General features: G+C 63.9%; 14 protein-coding genes, 1 tRNA gene and 3 pseudogenes. 10 read left to right on the top strand and 8 right to left on the bottom strand.

Features of this window, described 5'->3' with window-relative positions:
- Positions 1-7: 7 nt before the first annotated feature.
- Both greB and ACFQU0_RS03115 read right to left on the bottom strand, forming a co-directional pair.
- On the bottom strand, positions 8-574 hold the full coding sequence (greB, locus tag ACFQU0_RS03120) for a transcription elongation factor GreB (protein ID WP_382198655.1): 567 nt from the start codon (positions 572-574) through the stop codon (positions 8-10).
- A gap of 70 nt (positions 575-644) precedes the next feature.
- A tRNA-Arg gene (locus ACFQU0_RS03115) sits at positions 645-721 on the bottom strand.
- 86 nt (positions 722-807) lie between these two features.
- Here ACFQU0_RS03115 and ACFQU0_RS03110 point away from each other — a divergent pair.
- On the top strand, positions 808-1,017 hold the full coding sequence (locus tag ACFQU0_RS03110; RefSeq protein ID WP_382198654.1) for an NF038104 family lipoprotein: 210 nt from the start codon (positions 808-810) through the stop codon (positions 1,015-1,017).
- 5 nt (positions 1,018-1,022) lie between these two features.
- Here the strand turns inward: ACFQU0_RS03110 and ACFQU0_RS03105 are convergent, their stop codons facing one another.
- Positions 1,023-2,609, bottom strand: coding sequence for an HD domain-containing phosphohydrolase (locus tag ACFQU0_RS03105; RefSeq protein ID WP_382198653.1), 1,587 nt, complete (start codon positions 2,607-2,609; stop codon positions 1,023-1,025).
- 106 nt (positions 2,610-2,715) lie between these two features.
- Here ACFQU0_RS03105 and ACFQU0_RS03100 point away from each other — a divergent pair, with 106 nt between their 5' ends.
- The 5 genes from ACFQU0_RS03100 to ACFQU0_RS03080 all read left to right on the top strand — a co-directional run bounded on the left by ACFQU0_RS03100 (position 2,716) and on the right by ACFQU0_RS03080 (position 10,534).
- Positions 2,716-6,276, top strand: a complete 3,561-nt coding sequence (locus tag ACFQU0_RS03100) for a tetratricopeptide repeat protein (RefSeq protein ID WP_382198652.1) — start codon at positions 2,716-2,718, stop codon at positions 6,274-6,276.
- Positions 6,257-8,122 carry a CHASE2 domain-containing protein gene (locus ACFQU0_RS03095; protein WP_382198651.1) on the top strand — a complete coding sequence of 622 codons (1,866 nt, stop codon included), beginning with the start codon at positions 6,257-6,259 and terminating at the stop codon, positions 8,120-8,122. Before ACFQU0_RS03100 ends, ACFQU0_RS03095 begins: the two co-directional genes overlap by 20 nt.
- A 295-nt stretch (positions 8,123-8,417) precedes the next feature.
- Entirely contained in the window at positions 8,418-9,881 is a 1,464-nt protein-coding gene (locus tag ACFQU0_RS03090; protein ID WP_382198650.1) for a tyrosine-type recombinase/integrase, read from the top strand.
- 180 nt (positions 9,882-10,061) lie between these two features.
- The gene (locus ACFQU0_RS03085) at positions 10,062-10,217 is read left to right on the top strand and encodes a type II toxin-antitoxin system RelE/ParE family toxin (RefSeq protein WP_382198649.1); all 156 of its coding nucleotides are present in this window, start codon (positions 10,062-10,064) and stop codon (positions 10,215-10,217) included.
- Entirely contained in the window at positions 10,214-10,534 is a 321-nt protein-coding gene (locus ACFQU0_RS03080; RefSeq protein ID WP_382198648.1) for a helix-turn-helix transcriptional regulator, read from the top strand. The genes ACFQU0_RS03085 and ACFQU0_RS03080 overlap by 4 nt, the downstream gene beginning before the upstream one ends.
- Before the next feature lie 50 nt (positions 10,535-10,584).
- Here ACFQU0_RS03080 and ACFQU0_RS03075 read toward each other — a convergent pair whose 3' ends face one another.
- The 4 genes and pseudogenes from ACFQU0_RS03075 to ACFQU0_RS03060 form a co-directional block, all read right to left on the bottom strand.
- Positions 10,585-10,929, bottom strand: a complete 345-nt coding sequence (locus ACFQU0_RS03075; protein WP_382198647.1) for a hypothetical protein — start codon at positions 10,927-10,929, stop codon at positions 10,585-10,587.
- Between the two features lie 463 nt (positions 10,930-11,392).
- On the bottom strand, positions 11,393-11,875 hold the full coding sequence (locus ACFQU0_RS03070; protein WP_382198646.1) for a hypothetical protein: 483 nt from the start codon (positions 11,873-11,875) through the stop codon (positions 11,393-11,395).
- 16 nt (positions 11,876-11,891) lie between these two features.
- Positions 11,892-12,293 carry a hypothetical protein gene (locus ACFQU0_RS03065; protein ID WP_382198645.1) on the bottom strand — a complete coding sequence of 134 codons (402 nt, stop codon included), beginning with the start codon at positions 12,291-12,293 and terminating at the stop codon, positions 11,892-11,894.
- Positions 12,294-12,555: 262 nt separating this feature from the next.
- Positions 12,556-13,061, bottom strand: a pseudogene (locus ACFQU0_RS03060) (IS1595 family transposase); the annotation flags it as partial.
- A gap of 113 nt (positions 13,062-13,174) precedes the next feature.
- On the opposite strand from ACFQU0_RS03060, the pseudogene ACFQU0_RS21850 reads away from it, so the two are divergent.
- From ACFQU0_RS21850 to ACFQU0_RS03035, 4 genes and pseudogenes are all read left to right on the top strand, one after another.
- Positions 13,175-13,468 (top strand): annotated as a pseudogene (locus ACFQU0_RS21850) (transposase); the annotation flags it as partial.
- Positions 13,469-13,582: 114 nt separating this feature from the next.
- Positions 13,583-13,801: pseudogene (tnpB, locus tag ACFQU0_RS03045) on the top strand (IS66 family insertion sequence element accessory protein TnpB); the annotation flags it as partial.
- An 80-nt stretch (positions 13,802-13,881) separates the two neighbouring features.
- A complete protein-coding gene (gene tnpC, locus ACFQU0_RS03040) occupies positions 13,882-15,450 on the top strand; it encodes an IS66 family transposase (RefSeq protein WP_382198643.1) in 1,569 nt (522 codons plus the stop codon).
- 316 nt (positions 15,451-15,766) lie between these two features.
- Positions 15,767-16,192: a helix-turn-helix domain-containing protein gene (locus tag ACFQU0_RS03035; RefSeq protein ID WP_382198642.1), complete on the top strand. Its 426-nt coding sequence runs from the start codon at positions 15,767-15,769 to the stop codon at positions 16,190-16,192.
- A gap of 41 nt (positions 16,193-16,233) precedes the next feature.
- Here ACFQU0_RS03035 and ACFQU0_RS03030 read toward each other — a convergent pair whose 3' ends face one another.
- Entirely contained in the window at positions 16,234-16,398 is a 165-nt protein-coding gene (locus ACFQU0_RS03030; protein WP_382198641.1) for an antitoxin Xre/MbcA/ParS toxin-binding domain-containing protein, read from the bottom strand.
- Positions 16,399-16,444 lie beyond the last annotated feature (46 nt).

The following is a 16,444-nucleotide window of genomic DNA, read 5'->3' as shown; positions in this document are numbered from 1 at the left end:
GTGTGAATCAATCGGCCAAAGGTGCCGGGTAACTGACCGCCAACACCTCGATCTGGCGCCAGCCAGTGGGTGTCATCAAACGCACTTCGTCCCCTTCACGCGCCTTAAGCAGGGCCTGTGCCACCGGCGAAACCCAACTGACCTGGCCCTGGCTGTTGTCGGTTTCGTCTATGCCCCGGATGATGACCGTGGTCTCGGTACCCGCCTCGTCGCAGTAGGTGACGGTGGCACCAAAAAACACCTGGTCCTTGCCATGGTGGACGCTGGGGTCCACCACCTCGGCGATCTCAAGGCGTTTGGTGAGAAAGCGGATGCGCCGGTCGATTTCGCGCAGGCGTTTTTTGCCGTAAAGGTAGTCGCCGTTTTCCGAGCGGTCGCCGTTGCTGGCCGCCCAATGCACCACCTCGACGATGCGAGGCCGCTCCTCGTCGATCAGCGCAAACAGTTCGGCGCGCAACCGCTCGTAGCCGGCGCGGGTGATGTAGTTTTTGCCACCGGCCGGCAGCGCAGGCGAAACGCCCTCTTCGTCGCCATCGCTGTCACTGTCGGTTTCGCGTGTGAAGGCCTTGCTCATGGTCCATGGATTATGAGACGCACAAGAAACGAAAAACCCCTCAGATATTGCTATCTGAGGGGGTATCGTTTGGTGCGGCTGGCAGGATTCGAACCCACGACCCCTTGGTTCGTAGCCAAGTACTCTATCCAACTGAGCTACAGCCGCTGAAGCCTTGCATTGTAGCACTGTTTTTTGGCTTTTGACCAGCCCCCTCACATTTCGTGAAAAAACGCGGTGGTACATTGCCGAGCATGCCTCTTGCCTGCCCTGCCCAGTCTTCGTTCAAGCGCCCGTGGGTGCTGTGTCTCTTGGCGGGTATGGCCCTGCAAGGCTGTGCGGTGATTGCGGTGGCCGACGCCGCGGTGACCGTGGTGGCCACGGGCGTGAAGGTGACGGCCAAGGCGGTGGGCGCCGTGGCCGATGCCGTCATTCCCGACAGCGACGACAAACCCAAAGACTGAGGCCCTCAGCAATCGATCTGGGCAGGGGCCAAAAAGGCCTGGGCGTATCGGCGGTACACCTGCTTGTCCACAAACACGTCAAAGAGGTCGGGGTCGATGTGCCCGCCTTCCTTGAAGTTGCGCATGATGGCCAGTGCCTGCGACAAAGGCATGGCCTTTTTGTACGGCCGATCGGCTGCGGTCAGCGCCTCGAAGATGTCGGCAATGCCCATCATGCGGGCCTGCCAGCTCATTTCATCGCGCTTCAAACCCTTGGGGTAGCCCTTGCCGTCCATGCGCTCGTGGTGGCCGCCCGCGTACTCGGGCACACGCACCAGGTGTTTGGGCCAGGGCAGTTGTTCCAGCATGCGGATGGTGGTGCTGATGTGCTGGTTGATGACCTCGCGCTCGGCGGCAGTGAGCGTGCCCGCGCGCACGCAGAGGTTGTCCATCTCGTCGGCACTGAGCAAGGGGCGTTGGGTGCCATTGCCATCGCCCCAGGTGTAGGCCTGTCCGATGTGCCGCACCCGCGCCATGTCATCGTCGCTCATGCGTTCACCGCCCACGTTGGCGCGACGCAAAAACGCGCGGTCCACGTCGCACTGCTCCAGAAACTGGGCCAACTGGGCATCGCCACCGGCGGGTGACTGGCTCGTGGCCACGGCCCGCCAGTGCTTGAGTTCGGCCTCGCGTTTGACCAGTTCGAAGCGCACATCGATCTCGTGGATGCGGTCGTGGATGGTCTGAAGTTTGGTGGCCTTGTCCACCACGTGCACGGGGGTGGTGACCTTGCCGCAGTCGTGCAGCAGGGCGGCGATGCGCAGCTCGTGGAAGTCTTTCTCCGTCATCCGCACCTCGCCCAGCGGGCCGGTGGTGGTGGTGTTCACCGCCTCGGCCAGCATCATGGTGAGCTCGGGCACACGCTGGCAGTGCCCGCCGGTGTAGGGCGATTTTTCGTCGATGGCGGCGTTGATCAGGCCAATGAAGGATTCGAACAGCGCCTCGAGTTGCGCCAGCAACTGCTGGTTGGTGAGCGCCACCGCCGCCTGCGAGGCCAGGGACTCGGCCAGGCGCTGGTCGGCGGGGGTGAAAGCCAGCACCTCGCTCGAGGCGGGATCGAGCGCGTTGAGCAACTGCAACACGCCGATCAGATCGCCCTCGTGGTTTTTCATGGGCACGGTCAGAAACGACCGGGAACGGTAGCCGGTGCTTTCGTCGAATCGGCGCGTGCCCGCAAAGTCGAATCCCTCCGCTTCGTAGGCGTCGGGCACGTTGACGGTGCGTCCCGTGTTGGCGGCGTAGGCGGCCACCATGTGGTGGTTGGGCGCGCCATCTGGCAGGCGCAGCGGCAGATCGTGGAACTTGCCCGAAATGGGCTGGCCACTGGCGCCACCCAGCGCAATGCCCAGCCGGTCGTTGTGCACGATTTCGAAGCGCAAGCTTTGTTCGTCCGGCGTGAGCCGGTACAAGGTGCCACCCTCGGCGCGGGTGATGGTCTTGGCCGCGAGCAGGATACGTTCGAGCAAATGGTCGATGCGCCGCTCCTGCGACAGCGCGGTGCCCACGTCGTTGAGCTGCTCAAAACGCCGCAGCAAGGTGTCTGTGGTTTCCATCACAACGTGCCCCGTCTCTTTTGACCCAGAGAATTCACAATATTTGAAATCCTACGCGACACCGATTCGGCGCATTAACATTGTGTCACCGTTTGAGGAAGCCCCCATGCCCAAACCCAGCCGGCTGACCCCCCTGGCCCTGGCCACTTTCCTGTGCCTGTGCACCACCACAACGTGGGCACAGGACGCCGAAATCCTCCACCTGCAAGGCCCGGGCGACCGCCGCGCCACCGAAACCCAGAACTGGGAGGCAGCGCAAGCCCGCCAGCAAGTGGCACCCGGCGGTTTTGTGCGGACCCGCGAGTCGGCCCGCATGGCGCTGCTGCTGGCAGACCAGACGCAGATACGCCTGAACCAGAACACCGTGCTGCAGGTGAAGTCTGTCGCCAGCCAGGGCGCCGCCACGCGCCTGTCGCTGGGCCAGGGCCGCGCCTGGGCCCAAACGCGCAACGTGGGCGCAGGCGGACCGCTGACGGTGGAAACACCGGCCGCCACCGCCGCCATCCGCGGCACCGACTGGGAGCTTGACGTGGGCTCCGATGGCCGCACCCAACTCACCGTGTTGTCGGGCACCGTCACCTTGTCGAACGCGCTGGGCAGCCTGGACGTGGGCCGCAACGAGGCCGCCATTGCCGAGGTGGGCAAGGCCCCGGTGAGGCTGCAGTTGAGCAACCCGCGCGAGCGCGTGCAGTGGGTGCAGGCGCTGACCGCCCAGCCGCTGCGTCATCTCGATGGCAGCGCCGTGCCCGCACGTCTGCAGAAGGCCTGGCAAGCCCTGCAGCGTGGCGACAGCACAGCCGTACAAGCCGCACTGGGCAGCGACACCGACGCCTGGACCGACGTCTTGCGTGCCGCCGACCACACACAGGCCGGCCGCATGGCCCCAGCCAGCGAAGCCTTGCGCCGTGCGCTGCTCGACCCACAAGCCCCCGCCGCCGCCCACCTGCTGCTGGCCGACCTGCAGCTGGTGAATGGCGAAGCCGACGCCGCCGGCCGCACGTTGGAGGCCGGCCTGGCCCGCCACCCCAGCGATCCCGACCTGCTGGCCATGCTTGCCAGGACACAGTTGCTCGCCGATCAGCTTGACCAAGCCCAGGCCACGCTGCAACGCCCGCGCCGCAGCGACAGCACCAGCCACTGGCTGGCCCAGGGTGATCTGGCCCGCCGCCAAGGCGCGGTGACCGGCACCTTGAGCGCCTTTGAGCGCGCAGCCCAAGCCGCGCCCACCGACCCGCGTGGCTGGCAAGCATTGGGCAGCGCACAAGGCGAACGCGAGGACCTGGCGAAGGCGCGTGCGGCGCTGGCCAAAGCCTTGTCGCTGGACCGGCAAAGCACTGGCGCCGTGGGCGAACTCGCCACGGTGGAGGCCCAGGCCAACCGCATCGCGCCAGCCGAACAACTGTTTCAGGAAGCGCTGCAAGCCAACCCCGGCGACTATGTGGCGCAGACCGGCCTGGGTCTGTTGCGCCTGAAACAAGGGCGCCCGGCGGAGGCCCTGGATGCCCTGCTGCGCGCCGGCGTGATGGAACCCCGCTACAGCCGCGCCGCCAGCTACACGGCGGTGGCCTACTACCAACTCGGGCGCCACACCGATGCCCGCGCCGCCTTGCAACGCGCCGTCGAACTCGATGACAAGGACCCGGTGCCCCACCTGCTGCTGGCGCAGATCCACACCGACTTGTTCGAGGCCGACGCCGCCGTGCAGGCCGCACGCGCCGCCGTGGCCCGCCTGCCCTACCTCAAGTCGCTCAACCAGGTGGCCAACAACCAGCAAGGCAGCGCCAACTTCGGCGCCTCGCTGGCCTTCTTTGGCCTGGAAGACTGGGCAGTGGAGCTGGCCCACCAGAGCGACTACCCCTACTGGGGCGGCAGCCACCTCTTCCTAGCCGACCGCTACGCGGGCGAGTTCAACAAAAACTCACGGCTGTTCCAGGGTTTTCTCACCGACCCGCTGGCCTTTGGCGCCAGCCCGGGTTTCTCCAGCTTGCTGCAACGCGCGGGTGCCTACGGCACCGTGGGCGTCAACGTCGACCACGAGTTCGCCCGACTCCAGTCGCCCTACGCCGCCGCCAACGGCCTGTTCAACGAGCGCTTTCCCATCGCCCTGTTTGGCAAATTACAAACGGTGAAGGGCGACCGCTTCCCGATCGATGTCGGGGTGTCCGGGCTGCCCGCCTTCGTCGATCCCTCCGGCACCGCCGACGTGCGCGCCACGGTGGGCACCCTGGGGCTGGGCCTGCAACCCACCGAACAGCTCAACCTGTTCATCTACGGCAACCGCTTTGACGTGGCCTTGCGCGGCCACAACCAGGTGCTGGACTTCGAGGGCATCAGCAGCGGCTCGGACTTCGACCACCGCTTCGGCCAGGGCGTGCTGGGCGCCTCGTGGAAATGGTCGCCCACGGCACAGAGCTGGCTCAAGCTGGGCCGCAGCAGCGAACGCACCGACCTGCGCAACTACCCTGTCGCGTTCTCCGAGCAGGACTTTTTTGGTGTGCTGGGTTTTTTTGCCAACCCCACCAAACGCCTGAGCGACGTGCAACTGCGCCACACCCTGGAGTGGAGCGAACGCAGCCGCCTGACGCTGGGCCTGGAGACCGGGCGTGAATCGCAACGCAGCGAGGCCTTTGCGCTCGGCCCGGTGTACGCCACTCAGGGCGGCCAAACCACCAGCGATGTACTGGCCTTCGGCGGCACCAACCACATCGAACGCCGGCTGCAGGTGCTGCACGCGGGCTGGCAACACCAGATCGACAGCGCCTGGCGCATGGACGCGGCACTGGCCCACAACCGCCTGCGCGAGCGCACACAAGGCCAGAACAGTGTGGTCCTGTTGGGTAGCAACGTGGTGGGCGGCGACGACGTCAACATCGACCAGACCCGGCGCACCTGGACGCCACGGCTGGGCGTGGCCTGGGTGCCGTCACCCGGCATGAGCCTGCGGATGGCCTACCAGGACTGGCAACGCCCCATCAGCGTGAACACCCTGGCCCCGGTGGAAACCGCCGGGCTGGCGGTGGACGACCGCCTGGTGCAAGCGGGTGGCCGCAGCCGCAGCACCACCGTGCAGCTGGGCTTCAGCCCCGACGAGCGCAGCTTTTTGTTGCTGCGTGCCGACACCCAACGCGTGCACAACCCCGGCACCCTGGGCGTGGACCTGCGCACACCCAGCCTGCCTTTTTTGGATGAGCTGCGCAACCAGCAGCTCGACAACCTCTCGGCCAACGACATCCTCGAAGACGATCCCGACTTCGAACAAGGTCGGTTGCACCGCCTCTCGTTGGGCGCCAGCCGCATGCTGAGCCGCCAGTGGTCGGCCTACGCGCGCTGGGTGCATGCGCTGGGCAGCAGCCGTCTGAGTGACGAAGCGCCGCCTATCCACACATTGCGCATTCCCTACGTGCCACGCAATACCCTGGTGTTGGGCGCCACCTGGAGCGGCGGCCAGCGCATGTACCTCAGCGGCCGCGTGGTGTGGCGTGGCAAGCGTTTCGAGGACGACCGCAACCTCACCACCCTGCCCTCGGGCTGGGGCATGGACCTGATGGGCCTGTGGGAGTCGCCCGACAAACGCTGGCTGGTGGGGGTGGCTGCGCTCAACCTCTTCGCACCCAAATCGGCGCGCACAACCCAACGTTACGTGGTGGATGCGCGCCTTCGTTTCTGAGCTGTCGCGCCGCACGCGCGACCTGGGCCACGCCTTGCTGGTGTGGCTGGCGGCGGCGCTGGCGGCGGTGTGGTGGTGGAGCCCGCTGGGCGAGGCGGCCGACCGTCCCTTTTTCGACGCCTTCACGGTGCTGAGCGCGCCACACCACAACGACCTGCCCATCGTGGTGCTGGCCATCGACGAGCCCAGCTTCCAAGAGCTGCAGCAGACCTGGCCTTTTCCGCGCCAATGGCACGCGGCGCTGATCGACCGGCTGCGCGAAGACGGCGCCCGCGCGGTGGCCTTCGACGTGGTGTTTGCCGAGCCCGGAGACCCCGCACAAGACCAGGCAATGGCCGACGCCATCGCCCGCTGGCGCCAGCCCGGTGGCACGCCCGCTGTGGTGCTGGCGGCCACACGCGAACGGCTGGACACCGGCCAGACCACCTTGTGGACCGAGGTGACGCCACTGCAGCGCCTGCTCGACGCCGGCGCCGTGGCGGGCCAGGCCGGCGTCTCACCCGATGCCGATTTTGTGGTCCGCCGCGCACCGGCCGACCCCGACAGCCTGTCGGCCCGTTTGGCGGCCGCGCAAGGTGCACCCGCCTCAGCGGCCGACTGGATTCGCTACAACGGCCCACGCGGTGGCATCGACACGCGCTCCTACTACCAGACCATCACGCCCGGCCTGCTGCCACCGGGCTTCTTCAAAAACAAGCTGGTGCTCGTGGGCCGATCGCTGCGCACCGCCACCGAGCTGACCGCCAGCCAGGCCGACATGTTCAACTCGCCCTTTGCCTGGCTGGACGGCAGCGACCGCCTCATGCCCGGGGTCGAGCTGCACGCCCACCTGCTGGCCAACCGCCTGTTGGGCAACGGCCTGGTGTCGGCCTCGCCCTGGTGGACGCTGGGTGCGGGTGGACTTTTCAGCCTGCTGCTGGCCGCTTTCGCCCTACGCATGCACCCGGGCCTGGTGGCGGTGGGCACGGCCAGCGCCGCCGCCGCTGGCGTGGGTCTGTCTTACGCAGCGTTTGCACAAGGCGGCCACTGGGCATCGCCCGCGCCGCTGCTGGCCATGCTGGGTGCCGCCTATGGGGTCAGTGCCGTCTGGGGTTTTGTGGCCACGCGGCGGCGCGCCCGCCACATCCGCCAGATGTTTGCGCAGTACGTGCCGCCTGAGGTGGTGAGCGAACTGGTGGCCCACCCCGAGCTGATGCGCCTGGGTGGCGAAACGCGCGAACTCACGGTGATGTTCACCGACCTCGCCAGCTTCACCACCTTGGCCGAACGGCTGGACCCACAACACACGGTGGCCGTGCTGACCGAGTACTTCAACACCATGACCGCCATCGTCCACCGCCACCACGGCACGGTGGACAAGTTCATCGGCGACGCGGTGATGGCCTTCTGGGGCGCCCCCCTGCCGGTGCCCGACCACGCCCGCCACGCGGTGGACGCGGCCATCGAAATGCAGCAGGCCATGGCGGCCATGGTGACGCGGTTGCAAGCCCAAGGGCTGCCCCCGATTGGCATGCGCATCGGCATCCACAGCGGGCCGGCGGTGGTGGGCAACATCGGCTCGGAAACCCGTTTTTCGTACACCGCCATCGGCGACACGGTGAACCTGGCCGCGCGTCTGGAAGGGGCCAACAAAGCCTTTGGCACGGGCATATTGCTGTCGGCCAGCACCGCCGCCCTGCTGGGCCACGACGCCCCGCTGCTCAGGCCACTGGCCGATGTGGTGGTCAAAGGCAAGACGGCAGCCGTGCGTGTCTACACGCCTTGCAACGATGCGGACCTGGTGGCGTCGAGCACGCGGCAGCTGGAGGCCGCAGGCCAGCCGGCACTGGCCCTGGACAAGTTGTAGCAGGCAACGCGGCCAGAAAAACAAAAGGCCAGCGGACAAGGCTGGCCTGGGGGGCGACATCGAAATGGTAGGCCGTGTAGGACTTGAACCTACGACCAAAGGATTATGAGTCCCCAAAAAATAGCATTCTCCACCGTTGATTCACGTTGACAATTCCATTTAAAATCAAATACTTATCAAATATATCCGGATCAGGACGTTGATTTGAATTTGACATAATGGAGAGAAATTGGCTACACAGCGGCTACACAGCGGCTACACAGCGACTGTTCAGCTCTTCACCCGAAACCTCCTTATGTCGCGACCAAAAAAGACTGATCCAGTCAACCTTGCCGAGCGGGTGAACCTGACCAACGGCATCATCGAGCGGTTGACCTGTAGGACTGACGTCAAAGCACAGGCATTCCTCCGTGACAGCGAGGCCCCCGGCCTCCGGGTCCGCGTCACCAACACTGGCGCCAAATCCTTTGTCTTCGAGTCCAAGCTCAACCGGGACACAGTTCGAATCACTATCGGGGACGTCAAGTCCTGGACGATCGACCAGGCACGCAGTGAAGCGCGCCGGTTGGCGGTTATGTTGGATGCTGGCGTTGATCCCCGCGAACAAGTTCGACAACAACTGGCAGACCGCCTCGCCAAAAAAGAAGCTGCCGCGGCACAGGAAGAAGCGGACAAAGTTTCCGCGCTGACCGTTGGCGAGATTTGGTCGGTCTACGTCGAAGTGCGGCGAGCACATTGGGGCGATCTCCACTACAAGGATCACCTGAGGTTGGCCAGACCGGGAGGAGCAAAAGCGATCAGGGGTACACATGGTCGTGGTGTGACCATCGACATGCCGCTATACCCTCTGATGAATAAAACGCTTCGCGATCTTGATGCGTCCACGGTTGAGGCATGGGCTGCAGAACAAGCAAAAACGCGCCCAACGTCTGCTCGGCTTGCTTGGCGATTGCTCAAGGTCTTTCTCAACTGGTGCGCGGAGCAACCTCAATACACCCACCTCATGCCGGCCAGAAATGCTGCGGGTACGCGCAAGTCACGCGAGGCACTGGGGAGAGCCAAGCCCAAGACCGGCGCCCTGCTGCGAGAACAGTTGCCCGCTTGGTTTGCGGCTGTCCGCGGATTGAGGAATCCCACCGTTGCAGCCTACCTTCAAATAATGTTGCTAACGGGCGCAAGACCTACCGAGACCTTGATGATGCGATGGGAGGACATCAATTTCCGCTGGCGCAGCATCACGCTCCGCGACAAGGTCGAAGGTGATCGAGTCATACCACTTACGCCGTTCGTTCACCAACTCATCTCGACCCTTCCACGCCGCAACGGCTGGGTCTTCGCCAGCACAAGATATCTCGCTGCAGACCCGAAAAACATCAAGCGGCGTGAGCGTCGGGCTCTGGCCCAGGGAAAAAATGCGACGGCAGAAATGATCGTGCAAACCAGTGCCTCAGGACACATTACCGATCCAGGCAGTTCTCACGCGCAAGCCTGCCGGACAGCAGGCATCAGCCACCTGAGCCTGCATGATCTACGTCGCTCGTTTAAGAGTCTGACTGAGTGGCTTGAATGCCCTGCCGGCGTGGTAGCACAAATCATGGGGCACAAGCCAACGGCCACTGCCGAAAAACATTACACCGTCCGCCCGCTGGACTTGCTACGCATTCATCACGAACGCATTGAGGCCTGGGTACTGGAGCAAGCCGGGATCAGTTTTGAAAGGCCACATGCAAATGCACAGCCGATCCATACGACAGCCTAAATATCGCAAAAAGGCTATGATGCAACCGTTTGGACGGTTGAACTACACCCTGCGCCTGCCATCGGCCTTCCCGCAGACATGAAGGCTCGATTTCTGCACATCGCCGAGTTGTTGGAGGCGTTTGGCCTGCAGAAGGTGGGGTTGCCTCACGTGCGACCACTTTAGAGCAAGCTATGGGAGATGCGCATGCAGGGACGCGATGGTATTTCCCGTGCGGTGTATGCAGCCGTACAAGGACGAGGCTTGCTGGTCCTGCATGTCTTCGTGAAGCAGACCCAGACAACGCCGCGCCGAGCCATTGACATCGCCCTGAAACGGTTGGAGTTACACCAATGAAAACGCTCGCGACACTGAAAACCGAATTGCTGGCCGATACCAAGACCCGCCAGGCCTACGACGCACTCGCTGACGAGTTTGAAATAGCCCGGCAATTGATTGAAGTCCGCGCGCGGGCAAGGATGACCCAAGGTGAGGTTGCCGAGAAGATGGGTACCACACAGAGCGTGGTTGCTCGATTGGAAAGCGGCAAACGGCCACCGTCCCTGCGTACTGTGCAGCGTTATGCCGAAGCAGTCGGGGGACGCGTCGTGGTTCGGATTGAGCCCGCATCTGATGCGCACCGGCGACTCAGAGCAAGAGCAGCATCGACTTGATAAATGCGCGTCGGCCCCGGCAACCCATGTGTGGCATTCAACGCCTCTATTCATCGCCCCGCACGCTTGTAACTGGTCATCGCCATGTTCCAGGGCACCAAGGTAGCGCTGCTGTTGCTGCATATCCAGCGCTCGATCGCTGCGGCCTGGCTCTCCGCGTCGACATTGGCATCGGCAAGATCTGACAAGGGTTGTCCAAGGCGGCGCAGCGCAATCCCGATCTGCGCACCTGACAGGCACCGAACCTCGTACTCCAAGGCACCACGTTGAGAAAACTCTGTCTCAATTTGGCGCCAGCACTGGCTGTGGAACAGTTGATGCGCGATTTGCTCGCCAGTATCGTGGTCAATTGCCGGCGATTCCCGCCATCGATCACGCATACGGTTCTTGGACATGCCGACATAGCGTATCCGTTGTTCTCGGGCCTCGGCGACCAGGTAAACACATGGCGCACGGTCTGCCCAAAGGGCACTATCGAGGATTCGATACCGGCCCTGAAGCCATGGGCCGTATCGTGGGTCGTCTGGGGATACATTACGGTGCCACCGTTTACCCCCAATCCCGTAGATGTGTAGGACCGGCGAGGCCGCTTGGTAGATCTCAATGGCGAGTTGTTCCGCTCGTTCTTGTGTCGGCGCAGTCATCGATTGGGTTTGACCAAAAAAGGGGCGGATTATGGCGCCCTGTAAGCACTTCTCTGGGCCAGACAGGAAAAACGGCGCCAGGGGCCACGCTCGGACGCCGTTTGGCATAGGGGGTACAAGGTATGCGCCACCCCTCGGACGGGTGGCACATCTAGCACGGGACGCCACGCGTGCGGCGTCCTATCGCTATCAAGCCGTGCAGCCGTATATCAAGTCAACGGTTGCCCCCAGGGCCGCTGCCATCACCTGCGGTTGACTCTGACCTCGCCGCCATCTTCGAGAGCTCTTCCTCCGTTGGTTTCGCCGGCAGGACCACCACTACTGCCTCGCCCGTATCGCCCCGGATGCCGATGCCCCCAGTCTTCATGGCCGAACGGTAGCAATTTGCGGCGAACCGCTCGTTCTCGGTCAGCGCATCATGGCCGAGCACCTGCTCCATGTGGGTCACCGTCTCCCTGGCGAGATCGGTATAGAAGATTTTCAGAGCGTCCAGGCTGGTGATCTCCAGCGCGTCGGCGATGATGGGCAGGGTGCGGAGGGTGGGGTACAGCAGCCCGCTGCGCACCAGGTCCAGGGTCGTGCGACCGGCATAGCCCAGTTTCACGATCATCTCTTCGTCGCGGAGTTGTCTCGCCTCTTGCGCTTGTGCGATCAGCAGGCCCAGGGGCTCGGTCATTTGGGTGTTGGTGGTGGTCATCTGCGTCACTCCTGCATCAGGCGGCCAACACCAGTGCCACGATGGCGTCTTTCTCGAACATCACCGGGGTGATGTCACGCCCCTGGGAGGACTGGCGCAGGCGGTTGATCAGGCGAGCCTCGCCCGGGCTGAGGGCCAGGGGCGACAGGCACTGCTCGATCGCCGTAAGCACAGACGGGTCCATCTCGCGCAGGATGGCGCGCATCACCAGGCCCGGTTCGATGTCCAGCGCGTCAGCGAACGGATTTGCCTTGTTGATGGGCAAGCGCATGCGGCCCTCCTTGATCAAGGTCACCACCGTGCCGCTGGGGTAGCCCATGGCTTCGGCGATGGTGTGATCGGAGGCGCCCAAATCAGCCTGGCGCAGCGCAAGCATCTGGGCGATGGTGGTGGTGGCGGTGATCGACGTGTCGGTCATGGTCATGGTGTCCTTTTGAGGTTTGTGAGCTGCGACGTGCTGCCCGGTCAAATTCATTATTGGGACCAACTCTCGGACCGCGGGAGGCAAGTGGGGAGGCAACTTGGCCCCGCAGCGCCAGTGCAACCCCCATCTTCATATTGGCCAAATGGGCGGCTTTGTGCTGCCTCCCGGCCTATGATCTGCAAGCGCGCGGTCATCCCACCCTCGAGGGCGATGGCATAAGCGGCAACGATGGTGTCCACCAAACAAAATGGCTCTGTCACAAATCTGACTTGATGAGCGGCACTCCGATGGCGTCGAGCAACAGCTGGCGCGGCTTTGCGGCGCCTCCGGTGCAGTCGAATAATCGAAACCACGCCAAGTAGAGCGGCAGGTTCTTGGTGGCCACTCCATGGAAGGGGCGGAGCCCCTCCTTGATGCGGCTGTGGAGGGCGTTGACGTTCTGGATGTGGTACGGCCCCAGCTTGTGCGTACCGCGCGGAATCTGCCGCACCACGACCCCTAGCGCCTTCCCGGCGGTCTTGTAGGCGCTGGCTGAGTCGGGACAGAACACGAGCACTGCGTCCGGCTTCAAGAGAGGACCAAGAGCAGCGCCGATGGTGGCCGCGCTCGGAACCGAGGGAAGCACCGTGATGAAGCTGTTGCGAGACCCGCGAGCGACGGCCGTGAGGATGGCCACCTGTCAAGTGAGGTGCCTCGCGTGCTGGCGCGCATGCCCCGCCGATGGGAGGGCCTGGGTATCCCGCTCTTATGGCCTTTATAAGTAAGCGCGCGGTCACCCCACCCTTGAGGTTGGCGGCATTGGTGTCCACCAAACGAAATAGGTGGACACCATGACTGAAGCCAAGACCAAGACCCGCCGGTAGTACAGCGCCGAACTCAAGCGGCAGATACTGGCCGAGTGTGCCCAGCGCGGTGCCTCGGTGGCCAGTGTGGTTCTTTCGCATGGCATCAACGCCAACGTCGTGCACAAGTGGCGCCGACTGGCCCATGCCCCGAGCACAGATGTGCAAGCCCCGACCTTCGTGCCGGTGGAATTATCTGCACCCAGCTGCGCGCCGGCGCCAGACATCCGCATTGAGTTGCGCCGTGGTGCCACAAGCGTGTCGCTGACCTGGCCGGTCAGCGCAGCCGAGCGCTGTGCAGCCTGGATGCGGGACTTGCTCAAGTGATCCGCATCGACGCCCTGTGGGCGGCCACCGAGCCACTGGTGGACATGCGCGCCCGCACGGAGTCGGCCCTGTCCCGCGTAGTGGCCTGTCTTCGGCGCAGCGCGCCCGCACCAAGCCTACCTATTTGCCAACCGACGCGCCAACCGCCTGAAGGTGCTGGTGCACGATGGCATCGGGGTGTGGCTGGCAGCGCGGCGCCTGAACAGCGGCAAGTTCGTCTGGCCGCGTGAGGGGGCATTGACCGCCTCGCTCAACCGCTCGCAGTTCGATGCCCTGGTGCTGGGCCTGCCCTGGCAGCGCCTGGCCGACGGTGGTGTGATCACCGTGCTTTGAAGCTGAGCGCTGGCCTGCAGCCTGCCAATCGGTGCATGTGCCAATGGCGTGAGCACAGCGGCGCTGGCACAGTCACGTCCATGTTGGTAGAGCCGCAATACCTGGAGAGCCTGAGTGCCGAGCAACTGCGCTCGGCTCTGCTGTCCATGCTGCAGGCCGCTGCCGCCAAGGACCAGGAACTGGCCTTCAAGCAGACCCTGATCGACAAGCTCACGCACGAGAACGCGCTCTTGAAGCGCATGAAGTTTGCGGCTCAGTCAGAGCGCTTCAACCCTGAGCAGAAGAGCCTGCTCGAAGACGAGATCGAAGCGGACCTGGCGGCCGTGGCCAGCGAGATCGACGCGCTGGCGCTGGCGCAGACGCAAACACCGGTCACCCCCGAGAAGAAACAAGCCAAGCGGCTGCCCCTGCCGGCGAACCTGCCGCGCTGCGAGATTCGCCACGAACCCGCGTCCACCACCTGCCGTACGCCCGGTTGCGGCTGCCAGATGAAACGCGTGGGCGAAGACGTGGCCGAGAAGCTGGACTATGTGCCTGGTGTCTTCAGCGTCGAGCGTCACATCCGTGGCAAGTGGGCCTGCGCCCGGTGCGAAACCATTCAACAGGCACCGGTCGAGGCCCACGTCATCGACAAAGGCATCCCCACCACCGGCCTGCTGGCCCAGGTGCTGGTGGCCAAGTACGCCGATCACCTGCCCTTGTACCGGCAGGAGGTGATCTTCGGGCGCGCCGGCCTGGCTATCCCGCGCTCGACGCTGGCGCAGTGGGTGGGCACCTGCGGCGTGCGGCTGCAGCCGCTGGTGGATGCCCTCAAGGTCGAGATACTCAAGCACCGGGTGCTGCATGCGGATGAAACGCCGGTGGCGATGCTCAAGCCCGGCGAGGGCAAGACGCACCGCGCCTACCTCTGGGCCTATGCCCCTGGGGCGTTCGAGAACCTCAAAGCCGTGGTCTACGACTTCTGCGAAAGCCGCTCGGGCGAACATGCCCGGCGCTTCCTGGGCCATGGCACCAACAAGGCCTGGAAGGGCAGCCTGACCTGTGACGATTTCAGTGGCTACAAGGCCCTGATCGCCAGCGGGGTGACCGAGGTGGGCTGTCTGGCCCATGCCAGGCGCAAGTTCTTCGATCTGCATGCAGCGAACCAGAGCCAGATCGCTGAGTTTGCCCTGCAGCAGTTCGCCCGTGTCTATGAGATCGAGCGCGAAGTCAAAGCGCTGGGCACCGAGCAACGGCAAACCGTTCGGCAGCAGCAGACCCGGCCGATCCTGGACGCCTTGCATGACTGGATGACGCGGCAACGGCGCCAGGTGCCCGACGGATCGGCAACCGCCAAGGCGCTGGATTACAGCCTGCGGCGCTGGGATGCGCTGACCCGGTTCGCGGGTGACGGGCAGCTGCCGGTGGACAACAACTGGATCGAGAACCAGATCCGGCCCATTGCCATCGGCCGCAACAACTGGTTGTTTGCCGGCAGCCTGCGCGCGGGCCAGAGGGCAGCGGCCGTCATGAGCCTGATCCAGTCGGCTCGCATGAACGGGCACGACCCCTATGCTTACCTGAAGGATGTGCTGACCCGGCTGCCCACACACAAGGCCAGCCGCATCGACGAGCTCTTGCCGCACCGCTGGCGACCCTCTGAAATCTGATCATCAGACGGGGCTGTCGGCAGCGGTCAACATGGATTCGCCGTGCGCTTACTGATCAAGGCTCGAAGCTCTTCTTCTCCAAACGGTACTAGGGTAGCTCTATCAACGCGCAGCATGAGTTGGTACTTCAGGTAGTTTCGGGACTATTTGGTCCCATTAAGATCAAGGGTGGCGAGGATAGCTCCCCCTACTGGGGCGAAAACGGCCTGCAAGCCGCCCATCGACCAATAGAAAGTACCTGGTTGCCAAGTTCTTCCCTTCAAGCAACTCTCCTGTTGTCATTCCCCTCAAGTCACAAACTACCTTGAAAACCCGCTTGAACCTCACCCGCTTGGCAGAACTGGACCGCCAGTTCTGCGAGTTCGCCAAACTGCGGCTCCACGCCACACCTCGGTGCGGTTGGGCCAAGACCGTCCGGTTGGCGTTGGGCATGAGTTCGAAAGCTCTTGGTGACCGCCTGGGCATGACCGCGCAGGGCGTACGCAAGCTGGAACAGGCAGAGGCGGATGCTTCGATCACCCTGAAAACCCTCATGCGCCTCGCTGACGGGATGGATTGCGAGGTGCACTATGTGCTACTGCCTCGGACAAGCTTATTGGAGCAGGTGGTCAAGCGCGCGCACGAGGTGGCTGGCGGCCTCCATGAAGTGTCACCTCGAACTAGGCAACTATCGACAGAACCCGAGACACTGGAAATGCTCGGAACCCTATTTGCGCAAGCGAGTCGGAGGGGCTTTTGGTAGGTAGGGCCTTGGTGCTCTGGCTCGGAGAGCAAGGGGCGGCGTCAAACCGCGCCGCCGTGTTTGAGTGCAATCAGAATCTCTTTGACTCGCTCCGTACCGTACGCGGACTTTGCCCAATCAAGCGGGGCTTTGCCTTCCAGCATTGGGTGTCCACAGCTCAGCCATGCAGAGGCAGCTTCGGGTTTTTCAAAGATGTCTTCTGCCATGCATTGAAGCGCCAACAACCGCAGTCCGTGGCGCGCTGCTGACTCA

This window comes from Hydrogenophaga defluvii, assembly GCF_042665235.1.
Lineage (GTDB): Bacteria > Pseudomonadota > Gammaproteobacteria > Burkholderiales > Burkholderiaceae_C > Hydrogenophaga > Hydrogenophaga defluvii_A.
Note: the sequence above shows the minus strand (reverse complement) of the source record. Positions and strands in the feature narration are given on the sequence as shown.